Source organism: Sulfitobacter sp. EE-36 (genome assembly GCF_000152605.1).
In the GTDB taxonomy this organism is placed as follows: domain Bacteria; phylum Pseudomonadota; class Alphaproteobacteria; order Rhodobacterales; family Rhodobacteraceae; genus Sulfitobacter; species Sulfitobacter pontiacus.
Genome location: NZ_CH959310.1, coordinates 781834 through 798364, shown reverse-complemented (window position 1 = coordinate 798364; position 16531 = coordinate 781834). Strand labels below are relative to the sequence as shown.

Below are 16531 nucleotides of genomic sequence, written 5' to 3'. Positions count from 1 at the left end.
CCCGCGAAATGGGGTTGGTGGCCTGCACACGGTGTACCCGTGCGTGGCCTATCGGCACGCCTGTCTGCCAACGCTGCGGCCACAAGATGCTGTCGCGCGACTTTGGCAGTATGCAGCGGGTCTGGGCGTTCTGGGTCGTGGGGCTGATGTGCTATATCCCCGCCAATATGTACCCGATGCTGAAAACGCGGACCCTGTTTCAGGTGGATAAAAGCACCATCGTCGGCGGTGCGGTCGAACTGGCGCATCACGGCTCTTACGGTATTGCCTTTATCATCCTGCTCGCGTCGGTCGCGATCCCGCTGGCCAAGTTCTGGGCAATCGCCTATCTGGCAGTCAGCGTTAAGACGCGTAATGCCGCGGCACATCGGTCGCGCCATGTGATGTATGAAATTGTCGAGTATATCGGCCGCTGGTCTATGATCGATATCTTTGTGGTTGCGATCCTCTCGTCGCTGGTGCAACTCAAAACCCTTGCGACCATTAACCCCGGCCCTGCGAGCATGTTTTTCGCCTTGTCGGTCATTTTTACCATGCTTTCTGCACAGGCCTTCGACTCCAGACTGATCTGGGACACGAATGCTTTCGATGGGGACTCCGATCAACATGTCTGACACGCCACCCGAGGTTAAGGTTAAATCCGCGCGCAAACTGTTCCTGAGCAGCGCGTCGATCGTCTGGATCATTCCGATCCTGGCGTTGGTTGCGGCTTTGGGCGTTGCGTTCAACAGCTACAATTCCCGCGGTCCGGTGATTTTTGTCGAATTTGACAAAGGCGCCGGCATCAAGGCGGGCGAGACCGAATTGCGTTACCGTGACGTGACCGTTGGCCGGGTCGAGGAAGTCGGCTTTACCACCGGTCTGGGCAAGGTCGTCGCGTCGATCCGCGTGGACAAGAATGTGGCCCCCTTTATCGACGCCAGCGCGTCTTTCTGGATCGTCCAGCCCGAGGTTTCGGCGCAGGGGATCTCGGGGTTGGGTACGGTGCTCAGCGGCGTCTATATCGAGGGCAGCTGGAATGACGAAGTGGGCGATTTCGCCGAACGGTTCGTCGGGTCGGATTCGCCACCGCTGATCCGCGCCGGGCAATCCGGTCTGCAAATCGCCTTTCGCACCGTCGGCAACGGCACCCTGACCGATGATGCCCCGATCCTTTATCGCGGGATCGAGGTTGGCCGTCTGGGCAAGGCAGAGATCGCCCCACGCGGGAACTTTGCCATCGTAGAGGCGCTGATTTACGAAGAGCACCGCAACCTGATCAACAGCAGCACACGCTTCTGGGACAGCTCTGGTTTCAGCCTCTCCCTTGGGCCAGGTGGTGCCGAGATCGACTTTCAGTCCATTGCGACGCTTATCGGGGGCGGGGTGACGTTTGATACATTCGTTTCCGGCGGCGACCGCGTGCAAGACGGCACCGTCTTCGACATTTTCCCGAGCAAGGAAGACGCTCGCAGCGCGGTTTTCAACGCCTCGGAAGTCGAACCACTGCTGATCAACGTGATCTTTGATGAAAACGTCTCCGGACTGGCCGTCGGCGCCCCTGTCGAGCTGAGCGGTCTGAACATCGGCGAGGTCGACTCCCTTGCCGGTATCGTGGATTACGACCAGTTTGGTGACAGCCGCGTGCGGTTGAACGTGACGCTGGCCATCCAGCCCGCGCGGCTTGGCCTGCCGGGGGATGTATCTGCCGAAAGCGCGCTGGCGTTCTTGCAGGACCGTGTTGTGAACGGTTTGCGCGCGCGGCTTGCCTCTGCCAGCCTGTTGACCGGTGGTCTGAAGGTTGAACTGGTGGTGGTCGAAGACGCGCCAAGCGGGCGCCTGGTGGCCGCGGGCGAAAACTTCCCTGTCATGCCGACGACCAAGAACGAAACATCAGACGCGGCTGCCACCGTCGAAGGTGTCTTTAGCCGCATCAACAACCTGCCCATCGAAGAGCTGTTGAACAGCGCCATCGGTCTGATGAATTCGCTACAGGCCTTTGTTGGCAGTGACGAGCTGCAACAGACCCCGCGCGATGTCCGCACGCTGATCAACGAGGTCACGGGGCTGGTATCGTCGGACTCGGTGCAGAATATCCCCGTATCGCTGAACGCCACGCTGCTGCGTGTCGAGACGCTGGTCGCGACACTCGAGGAAGAGCAGATGGCGAAACGTCTGCTGGATGCGGTCGACTCCGTCTCGGAAGCCGCCACATCCTTCAGCACCTCGACCGAGGGCGTGCCCGAACTGGTCGAAGAGATGCAGGCCGTCGCCGCCAAGGCAAGCGAGCTGGAACTGCAACAGCTGGTGGACGAGTTGACCGCGCTGACCCGCTCTGCCGATCAGGTGATTGGTACACCGGACGCCGTGGCGCTGCCCGGATCGCTGAAAAACGCCCTGGACGAGCTGAACTATACGCTGCAGGAACTGCGCGAAGGCGGCGCGGTCGAGAACGTGAACCGGACACTGGCATCAGCGCGTAACGCGGCGGATAATATCGCGGTGTCGGCACAAGACCTGCCACAGATCGTGAACCGTCTGTCGACCCTGTTCACGCAGGCAGAGCGTACAATTGAAGGGTACAACAAGGGTGATCAGATCAGCCGTACCGCACAAGAAACCATGCGCGATATCCAAAAAGCGGCCGATGCGCTTGCATCCTTGGCGCGCACCATTGAACGTAACCCCAATTCATTGTTGCTGGGACGGTAAAATATGAACGTTGTAAAAAGTATCGCAAGCCTTGGTCTCGTGGCCTTTCTTGCCGCTTGTGGATCCGCAGATCGCTATGCCGTGGACATGCCCCCGGTCACAGAGCAGGTGAGCATCCGCTTCAACTCGGTCGAAGTGCGTGATGTATCGCTGCCCAGCTATGCGGCCGCCGACGAAATCCACGTGCGCAAATCGAACGGCACGTTGGTGAGCTCTTCCGACGAACTTTGGGCGGATTCGCCCGAACGGGCCGTCGCCTTGGAATTGAGCGAGAACCTGTCGCGCCTCACCAACCGTCGGATCGCATCCGAGCCTTGGCCATTCGAAGCCTACCCCGATGCCCGGCTTGAGCTGCGGTTCAGCGAATTGCTGGCCGCTGAAACAGGCCAGTTCCGCGCCTCGGGCCAGTATTTCGTCGCCGTATCCACCGGTGGAAGCGAACGATCGGGGTTGTTTGACCTGACCGTAGCTTTCGACCCCAAGGGGGGACCGGCCGCCATTGCGGCGGCACGGGGGCAACTGATCCTTGATTTGGCCAGCTATATCGCCAAGAATGGACTAAAGTGACGTAATTCCAGCGCGATTTCCCGATAGTGGACAATTTTATACGACTTTTGATTGAATTTTTTTCATAAGGATTTAGCAAGGCCGCCATCACCCTTTGGGCGCAATCGCATAACAGGCAGACCTTCTTCATCTTATGCCCGTTGACGCTACCTGCGATACCGCGGGCATCTTGCCTGATACATTACTTTTAGCCAGTTCTGGCCATGATCAACGGACCACATGCATATGATGAACCAAAGCCAATCGAACTTTTCCGGGCCCAGGGACGAAGATGACGACACCATCGATCTTGGCGCGCTGATTGGTACGTTGTGGCGCGGCAAACTGATTATCGCTGCTGTCACACTGATTTTCATGCTGCTGGCGGGGTACTATGCCTATGGCGTGGCTGTGCCGACCTATCGGTCCACCGCGGTTGTGGTTCTTGACACCAAAGAAGACAGCATCGTGGACCTGCAGGCCGTGGTTGGCGGGTTCTCGGGCGATAGCACCGAGGTCAATACAGAGGTTGAGGTACTGCGGTCCCGTGGGTTGGCGGGCAAAGTTGTCGACCGGCTGAACCTGATTGATGACCCTGAGTTCAACGGCGAACTGCGCGAACCATCCATGATCGGTGGCATGATCTCTGGCCTCAAGGGGATGCTCTCTTCGGGGGCACCCGAAGAAGAGTTGGACCCTGAACTTCAGAAAACCAAAACCCGCGACGCGGTTGTGCAGGCTTTGCTGAACAAGGTCTCGGTCTCTAATATTCGCCAAAGCCTTGTGTTCAACGTCACGGCTGAAACGGAATCTCCGGTGAAATCTGCCCAGATCGCGAATACGATTGTCGAACTGTACATCTTGAACCAGATCGAAGTGAAATTCGAGGCGACGGAAAAAGCGACTGAATGGCTAAGCAACCGTGTGTCCGAGCTTCAGATCGAGCTTGAGAATGCCGAGAAGAAAGTATCCGAATTTACAGCGCGCACCCAACTGGTTTCGATCGAGGGCCTGCAAGCGCTCGAGCGTCAGATTAAAGAACTCCGTGACCGCATTGATGGTGCCGCCTTGACCCGCGAGGCGCTTGAAACACGCCTTGCTGACCTAGAGGCCGCGCAGACGCCGGATGAAAAGCTCGACGCCGCGCAAGACGCCGCACTGACGCGTATCTTTAGCAACGGGCTGTCGTCCGAAACGAACCAGACGGCATTTGACCTGCGATTTGACACGGTGATGACGCGGGTTCGGGCTGATCTTGTGCGCAGCACGCAACAACTCGAGGCGCTGCGCAACTCGGAAGAAGAGCTTGCAGCGCAGCTGGCCTCGCAAGGGCAAGACCTGATTGAGCTGCAACAGCTGACCCGTGAATCCGAAGCAACGCGTCTGCTGTATGAATATTTCCTGACCCGCCTCAAAGAGACCTCTGCCCAAGAAGGCATCCAGAAGGCCGACAGCCGCATGCTGTCCAGCTCGGTCGTGCCAAATTCACCAAGCGCGCCGAAGAAATCGCAGATCATTGCGCTGGCGATGATCCTCGGGGCGATGGTCGGCTCGGGGCTCGTACTGCTGCGCGAATTCAGAACCCGCACGTTCCGCACCGCGAACGAGCTTGAGCAACACACCGGCTATACCGTGATCGGGCAGATCCCGCTGATCCCTACGCGTCACCGCAAGGACACGCTCAAGTATCTGTCGGACAAGCCGACGTCTGCCGCCGCCGAAGCGATCCGCAACCTGCGCACCTCGTTGATGCTGTCGAACCTCGACAAAAAGCCGCAGGTCATCGTATCGACCTCGTCCATCCCGGGGGAGGGTAAAACCACCGTCTCGCTGTCGCTGGCGAAATTCCTGTCCGGTCTGGGCAAATCCGTCCTGCTGGTCGAAGGCGATATCCGCCGCCGCACGCTGAACGAATACTTCCCCGATATGCCGCGCAACGGTATCGCGTCTGTCCTGAACGGCGATGTGAAATTCGCCGATGCGATCCATACGCCTGACGGTTTTGGCGCGGATGTTCTGGGCGGCGAAAAGACCAATGTGAACGCGGCGGATATCTTCTCCTCCGATCGGTTCAAATCCTTCATCTCCGAGATGCGCGATCAGTATGACTTCATCATCATCGACACGCCGCCTGTGCTCGTTGTGCCGGATGCACGTATCATCTCGCAGAATGCCGATGCGATCCTGTTCTCTGTAAAATGGGACAGCACGAACAAGGGGCTGGTCGAGGAATCCATGCGCTTCTTCCACAACTCGAACCAGCGGATCACCGGTCTTGTGCTCAGCCAGATCGATGAGAAGGGCATGAAACGTTATGGCTATGGCGGCGAATACGGTGCCTACGGGGCCTACGGCAAGGGCTATTACGACAGTTAAGCAAGGCTTGGGTATGCCTCAAAACTGCCCAAATCTTTCCCCTCAAGGGTCATAACAGGGCCGCTCTGCTAGGCGATATTCATTGGGAAGTTATCCCAGTGAGGACCCTCAGATGGCACGTATGAAAGAGATCGCGACAGCTGCTGGCACGCTCGCCTGCGCTTTGGGCATCGGCTACGTGATGCAAAGCTCTGACGCTGCGACAGCCCGCTATGGCTCTGACGCCGCTGTGAAAGAGCAAGAGCTGCGCCGGCTAAGCAACGAGAATGCCGTGCTCGAGGTCGAAGACATCGTCCTCACCTCGGCCGAGTTCAATGCAGCCCCGCTGGAGCCCACGGTGGAGCTGCCCGATTCTGCCCCCGTCATGTTGGCCGCTGCAAGCGCGGACGAACCGATCTCTCGCCCAGTTTCCGCCCCAATTGCGACGGAACCAGCGGCCACACAGACCTGCGATATCACCGCGAACGCGCGCCCCGTCGCGGCAGCTATGGTGAACCTGACACTGGCTGCGCCCTGCATGCCAAACGAACGGATCACAGTGCATCACAGCGGCATGATCTTTACCCAAACCACATCTGACACCGGCGCGCTGGACATTACCGTTCCGGCGCTTGCGCAGGATGCGACCTTCGTCATTGCTTTCGGAAACGGCGAAGGCGCGGTTGCGGATGCGAAGATTGATGATCTGGCCGAATTTGACCGCGTGGTTCTGCAATGGAAGGGCGACACGGGTTTCCAGATGCACGCCCGCGAATTCGGGTCCGACTATGATGGTTCGGGCCATGTCTGGGCTGGCAAGCCGCGCAGCGTTGCCTCCGCGATCACCGGTGAAGGCGGATTTATGACCGTGAACGGCGACCTCAGCGCGGCAGAGCCACTGGTGGCCGAGGTGTACACATTCCCCGCTGCGATGGAAAACACCGATGCCCGCGTTGCGCTGACGGTGGAAGCCGAAGTGATCCAGGCGAACTGCGGCCAAGAGATAGAGGCGCAATCGATCGAACTGCTTGGCGATGCCACCCTCAGAACCCGCGACCTAAGCGTCGCAGTGCCGGATTGTGATGCGGTCGGCAGCTTTCTTGTGTTGAATAATCTGCTCCAAGACATGAAGGTTGCGGGACACTAACGCAACGCTTGGGGTCTTATGATCACGATTATACGTGCGGCGGTTCTCGCCGCACTTTTCTTATGTTCGGCGACGCTGTCCGCAGGGGCGCAGGATGTCGCGCTGTCCTCCCGTGATGGCAAGATTGAACTAAGCGGCACCTTGCTGGGCTTTGATGGCGAGTTCTACCGTGTCGAAACCGAATATGGCGAGCTGACGGTCGACAGCACCGGCGTACAATGTGAAGGGCCGGGCTGCCCCAATCTGTACCCTTTCGTCGCCGAGCTGCAGCTCTCGGGATCGGCCACGATGGGCGAAGTGTTGATGCCTGCCTTGATCGACGGGTTTGCGCAGCGCAACGGCTATACCGCTGTGCGCGAGGATGAAGACGAACACCGCTTTACCTACCGGTTGATCGACGAAAAAAGCGAACAAACCGTGGCACTGTTCATGTTTCGGGCAAGCAATAGTGACGAAGGCTTTGCCGATCTACTGGCGGACGAGGCGGATATCGTGATGTCCCTACGCGAAATGCGCCCTGAAGAACGGGTCCGCGCGCGCGAAGCGGGGTTGGGGGATATGACGGGGCTGAACCGCAGTCGCGTGCTGTCGCTTGATGCTGTCGTGCCGGTGGTGTCGGCCTCGAACCCGGTCAAGCAGATCTCTCCGTTGATGCTGGCGCGGGCCTTTGCGGGGAAGGTGACCAACTGGCAGGCGCTTGGCGGGCCGGACGCACCCATTGATCTGCATCTGCCCGATACCAGCAGCGGGCTGGCACAAGCGATCAGTGATCAGGTGATGCGGCCCGCGACGCTCAAGTTCACCGACAATATCACCCGCCACGCCCGCCCCGCCGATCTGGCGGAAGCGGTGGCAAACGACAGTTTCGCGCTTGGCATCACCAGCTATGCCGAACAACGTGATACCGATGTGTTGACGCTCTCTGGCAGCTGCGGCTTTGCGCTCGATGCCTCGCGCCGCACCATCAAGACCGAAGATTACCCGCTGACCGCGCCGATGTTTCTGTACTTTCCGGCCCGCCGTCTGCCGCAGGTGGCGCGTGAGTTTCTGGCCTTTACCCGCAGCCCTGCGGCGCAGATCGTGATCCGGCGCGCGGGGTTTGTGGATCAGACGCCCGAGGAGATCCCCGTCGAGGATCAGGGCAACCGATTTACAAACGCGATTGCTGTCGCGGGGCCCGAAATCACGCTTGAGGAACTACAGCGGATGAATGCGGCATTGAAGCCCATGGCGCGGCTGTCGACCTCTTTCCGGTTCGAGGCGGGATCGGTGCGTCTGGATGCACAATCGCGGTCAAACGTGCAGCAACTCGCCCGCGCGCTCGAGGTGGGGCAGTACGACGCGCGCCGTTTGTTGTTCGTGGGGTTCAGTGACGGGCAGGGCGCGTCTTTCGCCAACCGTGACATCGCGCTGCGTCGGGCAGAAGCCGTGCGGCAAGCGGTGATCACCGCGGCGGTGACCGCCAATCTGGAACGTGTGACGCTGGATTTGGACGCCTTTGGCGAGGCGATGCCTATGGCCTGTGATGATACCGCATGGGGGCGTCAGGCCAACCGGCGGGTAGAGGTCTGGGTGCGCTAAACCCTAGCGAAACTGGGGCGGGGCGTATTTCAGCAGCACCGGCACGACCAGTTCTTCCTCGTCGATCAGATGGCGGTTCAGCATGGGTTTGAACGCATCCAGACGCTGTTTCATGGCCGCGGTACTGTCCAGGAAACCTGCCGCGTCCCCCTCATGGCGCAGGACGGTATTTGCCGTCTCGGCCAGATCGTTCAAAATACCATCAAGACTGTGGTGGTCGCGATCCAAGATCTCGAACCCCTGTGCCGCACCTCGGTCAAGCTGTGCCATCACCGGAAAATACTGGGCATCCTCGATATGGTGGTGACCGTGCAGTTCGTTGATCAGCATCCCGCCGAAACGCGACAGTTTGCGTTTGTAGGTCTCGGGTGGCTCGACGCGGTCCATCGCCAGTTGCGCGTCCCCCTCCATCTGGTCCAGCAGACGGCGGAACATCATATGACGATCCAACCAGAACGCGATCAGGCGGGAGTAATTCGGGTTCTCCTCCCAACCGTCGCGCGGGAAGGCTTTGATCAACGCACGCAACGGATCGGGCAGGCCATCGCGCTGCATCAGGGAAAGCGGGTCGGGGGGCGGCGTATTGGACATAGGCCAAAGCTAGTGCCGAGGGGTGATCCGGTAAACTCCACAAATTCGAACACGACAGTTGCGCTTATAAGTACCCTTCGCTGCGAAAACTAAGCTCGCGTGATTTGCCGATGATCAGATGGTCATGCAGGGTCAGCCCAAGGGCGCTGCAGGCTGCGAAAATCTGCTGCGTCATGTCGATGTCGGCTTGGGATGGGGTAGGGTCGCCCGAGGGGTGGTTATGCACCAGAATAAGCGCGCTGGCGTTCAGCTCAAGCGCGCGTTTGGCGACCTCTCGCGGGTAGACGGGGACGTGATCGACAGTGCCCTTGCCCTGTTCCTCATCGCCGATGACGACGTTCTTGCGGTCCAGATAAATGACGCGGAACTGTTCGGTTTCGCGGTGCGCCATCGTGGTGTGGCAATAATCAAGCAGAGCGTCCCAGCCTGATAGCACATGCTGCCGCATCACCCTTGAACGCGCCATACGGTGGGCTGCGGCTTCAATCACCTTAAGCTCGACAATCACCGCGTCGCCCACGCCCGAAATATCCCTAAGCCGTGGTTCAGGGGCGGTGATCACGCGGTTGAAGTCGCCGAACCTGTCCATCAGCGCACGGGCCAGCGGTTTGACGTCACGGCGCGGGATGGCGCGGAAGAGCACCAGTTCAAGCAGTTCATAGTCCGGGATCGCTGCGGCACCGCCCTGCATAAAGCGTGCGCGCAAACGTTGTCGGTGATCCGCGATATACGACGGCTGTTTGCCCGATGCTGGCGGTGCGGGCACCGCTTCGTCCCCCAGAAAAGGCAGGCGCGGGTCGGAAAAGTGAGCGTTGTTGCGTCCCATTGGCCCAGCTTGCGGCCAAAGAGGTTATCATTCCGTTAACGTGGGCAGGGGCAAAAACAAAAAGGGCGGAGCCTGCGCCCCGCCCGATGTTTTGTGCGATCAGGTCTTACCCTTTCATCGAATCCCAGAAGGATTTCACCGACGAAAAGAAGCTGCTGCTTTCAGGATTGTTGTTGGAGGATTCCTTTTCGAACTCCTGCAACAATTCCTTTTGGCGGCTGGTCAGGTTCACCGGCGTCTCGACCGCCAGTTCGATGATCATATCGCCCGTACCACCCCCACGCAGCGGGGGCATACCCTTGCCGCGCAGACGCATCTGGCGACCGGACTGGCTGCCCGCAGGGATTTGCACGCGGCCACGGCCACCGTCGATCGTTGGCACCTCGATGCTGCCCCCAAGGGCGGCGGTGCTCATCGAAACGGGAACGCGGCAGAACAGGTTTGGCCCGTCGCGTTCGAACAGCTTGTGGTCCTGCACCTCGATAAAGATGTACAGATCACCCGACGGCCCGCCGCGCATGCCTGCTTCGCCTTCGCCGGCCAGACGGATACGTGTGCCGGTTTCAACGCCCGCAGGGATGTTCACCGACAGTGCACGGTCTTTTTCAACACGCCCGGCACCGCGGCAGGATTTACAGGGGTTCTTGACGATCTGACCCATGCCCGAACAGGTCGGACAGGTGCGTTCGACCGTGAAAAAGCCCTGCTGAGCACGGACCTTGCCCATACCGGAACAGGTGGGGCAGGTGGTCGGCTCTGCGCCGCCTTCTGACCCGGAACCGTTACAGGAATCGCAGGCCACAGAGGTGGGCACGTTGATCGACTTCTGCATGCCCCGATACGCGTCTTCGAGCGTAATCCCGAGGTTATAGCGCAGATCGGCACCGCGTGCGGCACGGCGTCCGCCTCCGCCCCGCTGGCCACCCATGAAGTCGCCGAACAGGTCGTCAAACACGTCAGAGAACGCCGAAGAGAAGTCGCCCTGACCGCCGCCGCCAAAGCCGCCGCCACGATGGCCACCGCCACCGCCCATACCCCCTTCAAACGCCGCATGACCATAACGGTCATAGGCAGCTTTCTTTTCGGGGTCTTTCAGGACTTCGTAAGCTTCGTTCGCTTCTTTGAACTGGGCTTCGGCATTGGGGTTGTCGGCATTGCGATCGGGGTGCAATTCCTTGGCTTTGGTGCGGTAGCCCTTTTTGATCTCGTCGGCAGAGGCACCTTTAGCGACGCCGAGCGTCTCGTAGTAATCACGTTTGGCCATGAATTAGCTCCTACGCTGGAACGTGACGGGCCGGCCCGGCAAGCGGACCGGCCCCTTCAGTGGTTCCGTGGGCGTGCTTACGCGCGCTTGTTATCGTCCAGATCTTCGAAATCGGCATCGACGATATCGTCGTCACCTTCGGGTGCATCCGCAGCCGGGGCAACGTCTTCGTTTTCGTCCTGAGCCGCCTTGTAGATGGCTTCGCCCAGTTTCATCGCCGCTTCGGTAACGTTCTGGATACCGTTGTTGATCTTATCAACATTGTCGGTTGCCAGTTCGTCGTTCAACGCAGCAATGGCCAGTTCGATCGCTTCGACGGTGGTCGGGTCAACCTTGTCAGAATGCTCTTCCAGCGACTTCTCGGTCGAGTGGATCAGCGATTCCGCCTGGTTTTTCGCCTCGATCAATGCGCGGCGCTCTTTGTCGGCGTCGGCATTTTCTTCGGCGTCTTTCACCATCTTTTCGATATCCGCATCGGACAGACCGCCGGACGCTTGGATCGTGATCTTCTGCTCTTTGCCTGTGCCTTTATCCAGCGCGCCTACGGCAACGATACCGTTTGCGTCGATGTCAAAGGTCACTTCGATCTGGGGCATACCGCGGGGTGCGGGTGGGATGCTTTCCAGATTGAACGCGCCAAGGATCTTGTTGTCCGCAGCCATTTCACGCTCCCCTTGGAAGACGCGGATGGTCACGGCGCTTTGGTTATCCTCGGCGGTCGAGAAGACCTGCGACTTCTTCGTCGGGATCGTCGTGTTGCGGTCGATCAGACGGGTGAACACGCCACCCAGCGTTTCGATACCAAGGCTCAACGGTGTCACGTCCAGCAGAACAACGTCTTTGACGTCGCCTTGCAGAACACCGGCCTGAATGGCCGCACCCAAGGCAACAACCTCGTCAGGGTTCACACCCTTATGGGGCTCTTTGCCGAAGAACTTGGTCACTTCCTCGATGACGCGCGGCATACGGGTCATACCGCCGACCAGAACGACTTCGTCGATCTCGGATGCGGATACACCGGCATCTTTCAACGCGGCTGCGCAGGGCTTCATCGACGCTTTGATCAGGTCGCCAACCAATTGCTCCAGCTTGGAGCGGGTCAGCTTCATCACCATGTGCAGTGGCGAGCCATCTTTGCCCATCGAGATGAACGGCTGGTTGATCTCTGTCTGGCTTGCGCTGGACAGTTCGATCTTGGCCTTCTCTGCCGCTTCTTTCAGACGCTGAAGCGCCATCTTGTCTTGCGTCAGGTCGACGCCGTTGGTCTTTTTGAATTCATCCGCAAGGTAGTTCACGATGCGCATGTCGAAGTCTTCACCACCCAGGAACGTGTCACCGTTGGTGGATTTCACTTCGAACAGGCCATCGTCGATTTCAAGGATGGTCACGTCGAATGTACCGCCGCCAAGGTCATAGACCGCGATGGTTTGCGTGTCTTTCTTGTCCAGACCATAGGCCAGGGCCGCCGCTGTCGGTTCGTTGATGATCCGCAGCACTTCCAGACCGGCAATCTTGCCCGCGTCTTTGGTCGCCTGACGCTGAGCGTCGTTAAAGTAGGCAGGAACAGTGATCACGGCCTGGGTGACTTCTTCGCCCAGATAGGATTCCGCTGTTTCTTTCATTTTGCCAAGGATGAACGCAGAGATTTGCGAGGGGGAGTATTTCTCGCCCTTGGCTTGTACCCATGCGTCACCGTTCCCACCGTCCATGACGGTGAAGGGCAGGTTCTTTTTGTCCTTGGCCAGATCCGCGTCGTCATTGCGACGGCCGATCAGGCGTTTCACGCCGAAAATTGTGTTGTCGGGGTTGGTAACCGCTTGCCGTTTGGCAGGCTGCCCAACCAGACGTTCGTCGTCTGTGAACGCAACGATGGAGGGCGTGGTGCGCGCGCCTTCGGCGTTTTCGATAACGCGAGGCTGGCTGCCGTCCATGATGGCGATACAGCTGTTTGTCGTTCCTAGGTCGATACCAATAACTTTGGCCATGTTTGATCCCTCTTTTACTCAAGGCGATGACACGAAGCGCAGGCCCGTTGTGGCACCTTTGCCCCGATCTTTTTCACCAAAGGCCGGATGCCTTTAGCGGTTCTCGGCGTATATAAGGAGCAGATATGGACCCTGCAACCGTTGCATGAGAAAGGAGAGGCGGATTCTGCGTGGATTTTTCGCGAAAGCAGGAAAGAAGGGCGTTTAGATGACGATATTGCGGTTACGCGGCTTCGAAATTCACAAATCTTACCTTACGTTGTCGGCGCAGCGCGGGCTGCTGGATGCCGTGCGCGGGGTGGTCAAACAGGTGCCGTTCTTTCGCCCCGTTATGCCAAGCGGGCAGCAGATGTCGGTGCGTATGACATCCGCGGGGGACTACGGCTGGCTGTCCGATACGCAGGGCTATCGCTATGCGCCAACCCACCCTAACGGCACCCCGTGGCCTGCGATCCCGCCCGAGGTATTGGCGATCTGGAATGACCTGACGGGGCTAGAGCGGCAGCCGGAGTCCTGCCTTATCAACTATTACGCGTCAGACGCGAAGATGGGCCTGCATCAGGATAAGAACGAGACGGATTTCCGCTGGCCGGTCGTGTCCATCTCGCTTGGCGACGAAGGAATGTTGCGCGTCGGCGGTCAAACGCGCGGCGGCAAAACCGACAGCCTTTGGCTGCAATCGGGCGATGTCGTCGTCATGGGCGGCGAGGCACGGCTGAACTATCACGGAATCGACCGCATTCGTGCGGGGTCTTCGACGCTGTTGCCCAAGGGCGGGCGGATCAACATCACACTGCGGGTCGTGACCTGAGCCTAGCGTCGCGCGCTCCAGCTCGCGGAGGCGTGTTTACGGGTGTAGAATTCACCCATCAGCCCGATCACCATCAGGACCACACCGACCCAAACCGCGTACTCCCAGTTACTGTAGCGCGGGTTGTAGTTGATAAACGCATATCCGCGCGCCTGGTCGATGACGTGGAACAAGGGGTTCCAGTCGAACATGGCCAGCATGAAGGACGGCAGCGAATTGGCCAGAAACATCTTGCCCGAGGCGATCATATTCGCCCGCTGGTAGATCGTCGTGAAGATCTGTGTAAAGGCCGGTGCCCAGGGTTTGATCGCTAGCAGCACCATCCCCACGGCCACGCCCGTAAACCACGCGATCATCAGCATGAACATCACGCCCGACGGGTCGTAGATCACCACCGGATTGAAGGCGAGGTGATAGACCGACATGATCAGGATCAGCGATAGCATCTGAATATACAGCGCGCCCAAAGCCGCCGCAGCCAGTGCGATCATCGTGGTCATCGGCGCGTGTTTCATCATCGCACTCGCCGGTCCCTCGGCAGCGGCGACGGCGGCAACCGTTTTGGTGTGCACCATGAACAAAAAGATGCCGGTCATGATGTAGATCACGAAATCGCCCCGAATGGCCGCCCCGCGCATCCCCAGAACCGAGAACATGACATAGAACACGCCAACAAAGATCACCGCTTGCAGGATGTTGATCCCGATGGCGGCAAAGGCATTGTTGTGCTGCTTGCGCACAGAGCGCACGACGGAGTGGTAGACGAGTTCAAAGAAGTTAACGGCCGAGCGGAAATTGCCCGTGTTGGTGCGCCTTGGTTGAAACATCGTAAAGCCTCTTTGTGACGTACCCTCGCACGGAATTCTTGCTGTTCCGTCAAGGCGCAATCATAAGGGGTTTGCGCAAAGTAATCAACGAAACTGAAAAGGCCGCGACATTATGGATTATGAGCAACTGGTAACGGTGATGCGCCGTTTGTCGATCGAAGCAGGCGACAAGATCATGGAGATTTACGGCGCGGATGATTTCGAGGTCAAAACCAAATCCGACGAAAGCCCCGTGACCATTGCCGACGAAGCGGCGGACAAGATCATCTCGGACGGGCTGCGCGCGGCGTTCCCTGATGTGATGCTTGTCACGGAAGAGCAGTCGGCCACCCATTCGGCGTCGGGCGATACATTCCTGATCGTGGACCCGCTGGACGGCACGAAAGAGTTCATCAACCGTCGGGGCGATTTCACCGTGAACATCGCGCTGGTCGAAGGCGGCGTGCCGATGCGCGGTGTTGTCTATGCCCCCGCCCGTTCGCGCATGTTCTTCACGCTGGCCGATGGCAGCGCGGTCGAGGAAACTGGCGATTTCCCAAAAGACAGCATGGGCCCTGTGCAGCCGATATCAGTCTCTACGCCGGATAATGCCGCGCTGATGGTAGTTGCGTCCAAGTCGCACCGCGATCAGGCGACCGATGACTACATCGCGAAATACAATGTGCGCGACATGAAAAGCGCGGGCTCGTCGCTGAAGTTCTGCCTGATCGCCACGGGCGAGGCGGATCTGTACCCTCGGGTCGGGCGCACGATGGAATGGGACACGGCTGCAGGCCACGCGGTTCTGACCGGCGCTGGTGGGGCCGTTGTGCGCTTTGACGACCTGACCCCGCTGACCTACGGCAAAGCCGATTTCGCCAACCCCTTCTTTATCGCCCATGCGCCGGGCGTTGATCTGAAAGCCTCCTGATGTCGGTTCTTATTGTCATTCCCGCCCGCTATGCCTCCACCCGCTATCCGGCGAAACCGCTGGCGCTGTTGACAGGGGCGAGCGGTACGGCACGCAGCCTGATCGAACGCAGCTGGCGTGCTGCCTGCGAAGTTCAGGGCGTCGACAAGGTCGTTGTGGCCACCGATGATGATCGCATCAAAGACGCCGCCGAAGCCTTCGGGGCCGAGGTGGTGATGACCTCGGTCGACTGTGCCAACGGGACAGAGCGTTGCGCCGAAGCCCATGCGGTTCTGGGCGGTGGCTATGACATCGTGGTGAACCTGCAAGGCGACGCGCCGCTGACACCACATTGGTTTGTCGAAAGCCTTGTGCAGGGTCTGCAAGGCGACCCTAATGCCGGAATCGCGACGCCAGTATTGCGCTGTGATGGCGCGGCGTTGAACGGGCTGCTGGCCGACCGCAAAGCAGGTCGGGTGGGTGGCACCACCGCCGTTTTCGCAGCGGATCATGCGGCGATGTATTTTTCAAAGGAAGTCGTGCCGTTCACGTCGAAAACCTATGAAGATACCGATGCCACTCCGGTGTTTCACCACGTGGGCGTCTATGCCTATCGCCCCGACGCGCTGGCGGCCTATCCGTCATGGAAGGTCGGCCCGCTTGAGCAGCTTGAAGGGTTGGAGCAGCTGCGCTTCATGGAAAACAGCCACAAGGTGCTCTGTGTCGAGGTCGAGGCCAAGGGCCGCCAGTTCTGGGAGCTGAACAACCCCGAAGATGTGCCAAAGATCGAAGCGATGATGGCCGAGATGGGGTTGGCGTAACCGCACCGCCCCACCGCCATCGCCAATATTGCGGTGGGGCGTGCAACCTGTAATGAATAAAGCCACAGCGATCCGACGTTTTGATTTATTTAACGAAAACGGCGGATAAGGCGCAAAGATGTGCAAGCTGCGGCATAAAGGAGCTTTCGACCGCAAAATCAGCAAGAAGCCGCCATATTTTAGGCGCTGCCCATATT

The 16531-nt window shown here is 59.1% G+C and carries 14 protein-coding genes; 9 read left to right on the top strand and 5 right to left on the bottom strand.

The genetic code is table 11. From position 1 onward, the window contains the following. Positions 1-8: 8 nt before the first annotated feature. The 6 genes from EE36_RS06485 to EE36_RS06460 all read left to right on the top strand — a co-directional run bounded on the left by EE36_RS06485 (position 9) and on the right by EE36_RS06460 (position 8320). The gene (locus tag EE36_RS06485) at positions 9-614 is read left to right on the top strand and encodes a paraquat-inducible protein A (RefSeq protein ID WP_005850600.1); all 606 of its coding nucleotides are present in this window, start codon (positions 9-11) and stop codon (positions 612-614) included. Beyond that, on the top strand, positions 607-2691 hold the full coding sequence (locus tag EE36_RS06480; RefSeq protein ID WP_254655549.1) for an MlaD family protein: 2085 nt from the start codon (positions 607-609) through the stop codon (positions 2689-2691). The genes EE36_RS06485 and EE36_RS06480 overlap by 8 nt, the downstream gene beginning before the upstream one ends. A 3-nt stretch (positions 2692-2694) precedes the next feature. After that, on the top strand, positions 2695-3258 hold the full coding sequence (locus EE36_RS06475; RefSeq protein ID WP_005850596.1) for a membrane integrity-associated transporter subunit PqiC: 564 nt from the start codon (positions 2695-2697) through the stop codon (positions 3256-3258). A 225-nt stretch (positions 3259-3483) separates the two neighbouring features. Continuing rightward, positions 3484-5613: a polysaccharide biosynthesis tyrosine autokinase gene (locus tag EE36_RS06470; RefSeq protein ID WP_005850595.1), complete on the top strand. Its 2130-nt coding sequence runs from the start codon at positions 3484-3486 to the stop codon at positions 5611-5613. 112 nt (positions 5614-5725) lie between these two features. Then, on the top strand, positions 5726-6739 hold the full coding sequence (locus EE36_RS06465; RefSeq protein WP_005850593.1) for a hypothetical protein: 1014 nt from the start codon (positions 5726-5728) through the stop codon (positions 6737-6739). A gap of 18 nt (positions 6740-6757) precedes the next feature. Next, the gene (locus EE36_RS06460; RefSeq protein ID WP_005850590.1) at positions 6758-8320 is read left to right on the top strand and encodes a substrate-binding domain-containing protein; all 1563 of its coding nucleotides are present in this window, start codon (positions 6758-6760) and stop codon (positions 8318-8320) included. Positions 8321-8323: 3 nt separating this feature from the next. Here the strand turns inward: EE36_RS06460 and EE36_RS06455 are convergent, their stop codons facing one another. The 4 genes from EE36_RS06455 to dnaK form a co-directional block, all read right to left on the bottom strand. After that, positions 8324-8911, bottom strand: coding sequence for a hemerythrin domain-containing protein (locus EE36_RS06455; RefSeq protein WP_005850589.1), 588 nt, complete (start codon positions 8909-8911; stop codon positions 8324-8326). 64 nt (positions 8912-8975) lie between these two features. After that, positions 8976-9737: a DNA repair protein RadC gene (gene radC, locus EE36_RS06450; protein ID WP_005850587.1), complete on the bottom strand. Its 762-nt coding sequence runs from the start codon at positions 9735-9737 to the stop codon at positions 8976-8978. A gap of 106 nt (positions 9738-9843) precedes the next feature. Further along, complete coding sequence (gene dnaJ / locus EE36_RS06445; protein ID WP_005850586.1) at positions 9844-11001, bottom strand: molecular chaperone DnaJ; 1158 nt, start codon at positions 10999-11001, stop codon at positions 9844-9846. 77 nt (positions 11002-11078) lie between these two features. Continuing rightward, positions 11079-12986 (bottom strand): molecular chaperone DnaK, encoded by a 1908-nt coding sequence (gene dnaK, locus EE36_RS06440; RefSeq protein ID WP_005850585.1) that lies wholly within the window; start codon positions 12984-12986, stop codon positions 11079-11081. Positions 12987-13194: 208 nt separating this feature from the next. Between dnaK and EE36_RS06435 the strand changes: the two genes are divergently transcribed. After that, complete coding sequence (locus EE36_RS06435; protein ID WP_005850583.1) at positions 13195-13797, top strand: alpha-ketoglutarate-dependent dioxygenase AlkB; 603 nt, start codon at positions 13195-13197, stop codon at positions 13795-13797. Positions 13798-13799: 2 nt separating this feature from the next. Here EE36_RS06435 and EE36_RS06430 read toward each other — a convergent pair whose 3' ends face one another. Next, positions 13800-14624, bottom strand: coding sequence for an ABC transporter permease (locus tag EE36_RS06430; protein WP_005850582.1), 825 nt, complete (start codon positions 14622-14624; stop codon positions 13800-13802). 112 nt (positions 14625-14736) lie between these two features. Between EE36_RS06430 and cysQ the strand changes: the two genes are divergently transcribed. Together cysQ and EE36_RS06420 are read left to right on the top strand one after the other, a co-directional pair. Further along, positions 14737-15534, top strand: coding sequence for a 3'(2'),5'-bisphosphate nucleotidase CysQ (gene cysQ, locus EE36_RS06425; RefSeq protein WP_005850580.1), 798 nt, complete (start codon positions 14737-14739; stop codon positions 15532-15534). Beyond that, on the top strand, positions 15534-16334 hold the full coding sequence (locus EE36_RS06420) for a 3-deoxy-manno-octulosonate cytidylyltransferase (protein WP_005850579.1): 801 nt from the start codon (positions 15534-15536) through the stop codon (positions 16332-16334). The genes cysQ and EE36_RS06420 overlap by 1 nt, the downstream gene beginning before the upstream one ends. The last annotated feature ends 197 nt before the right edge of the window (positions 16335-16531 follow it).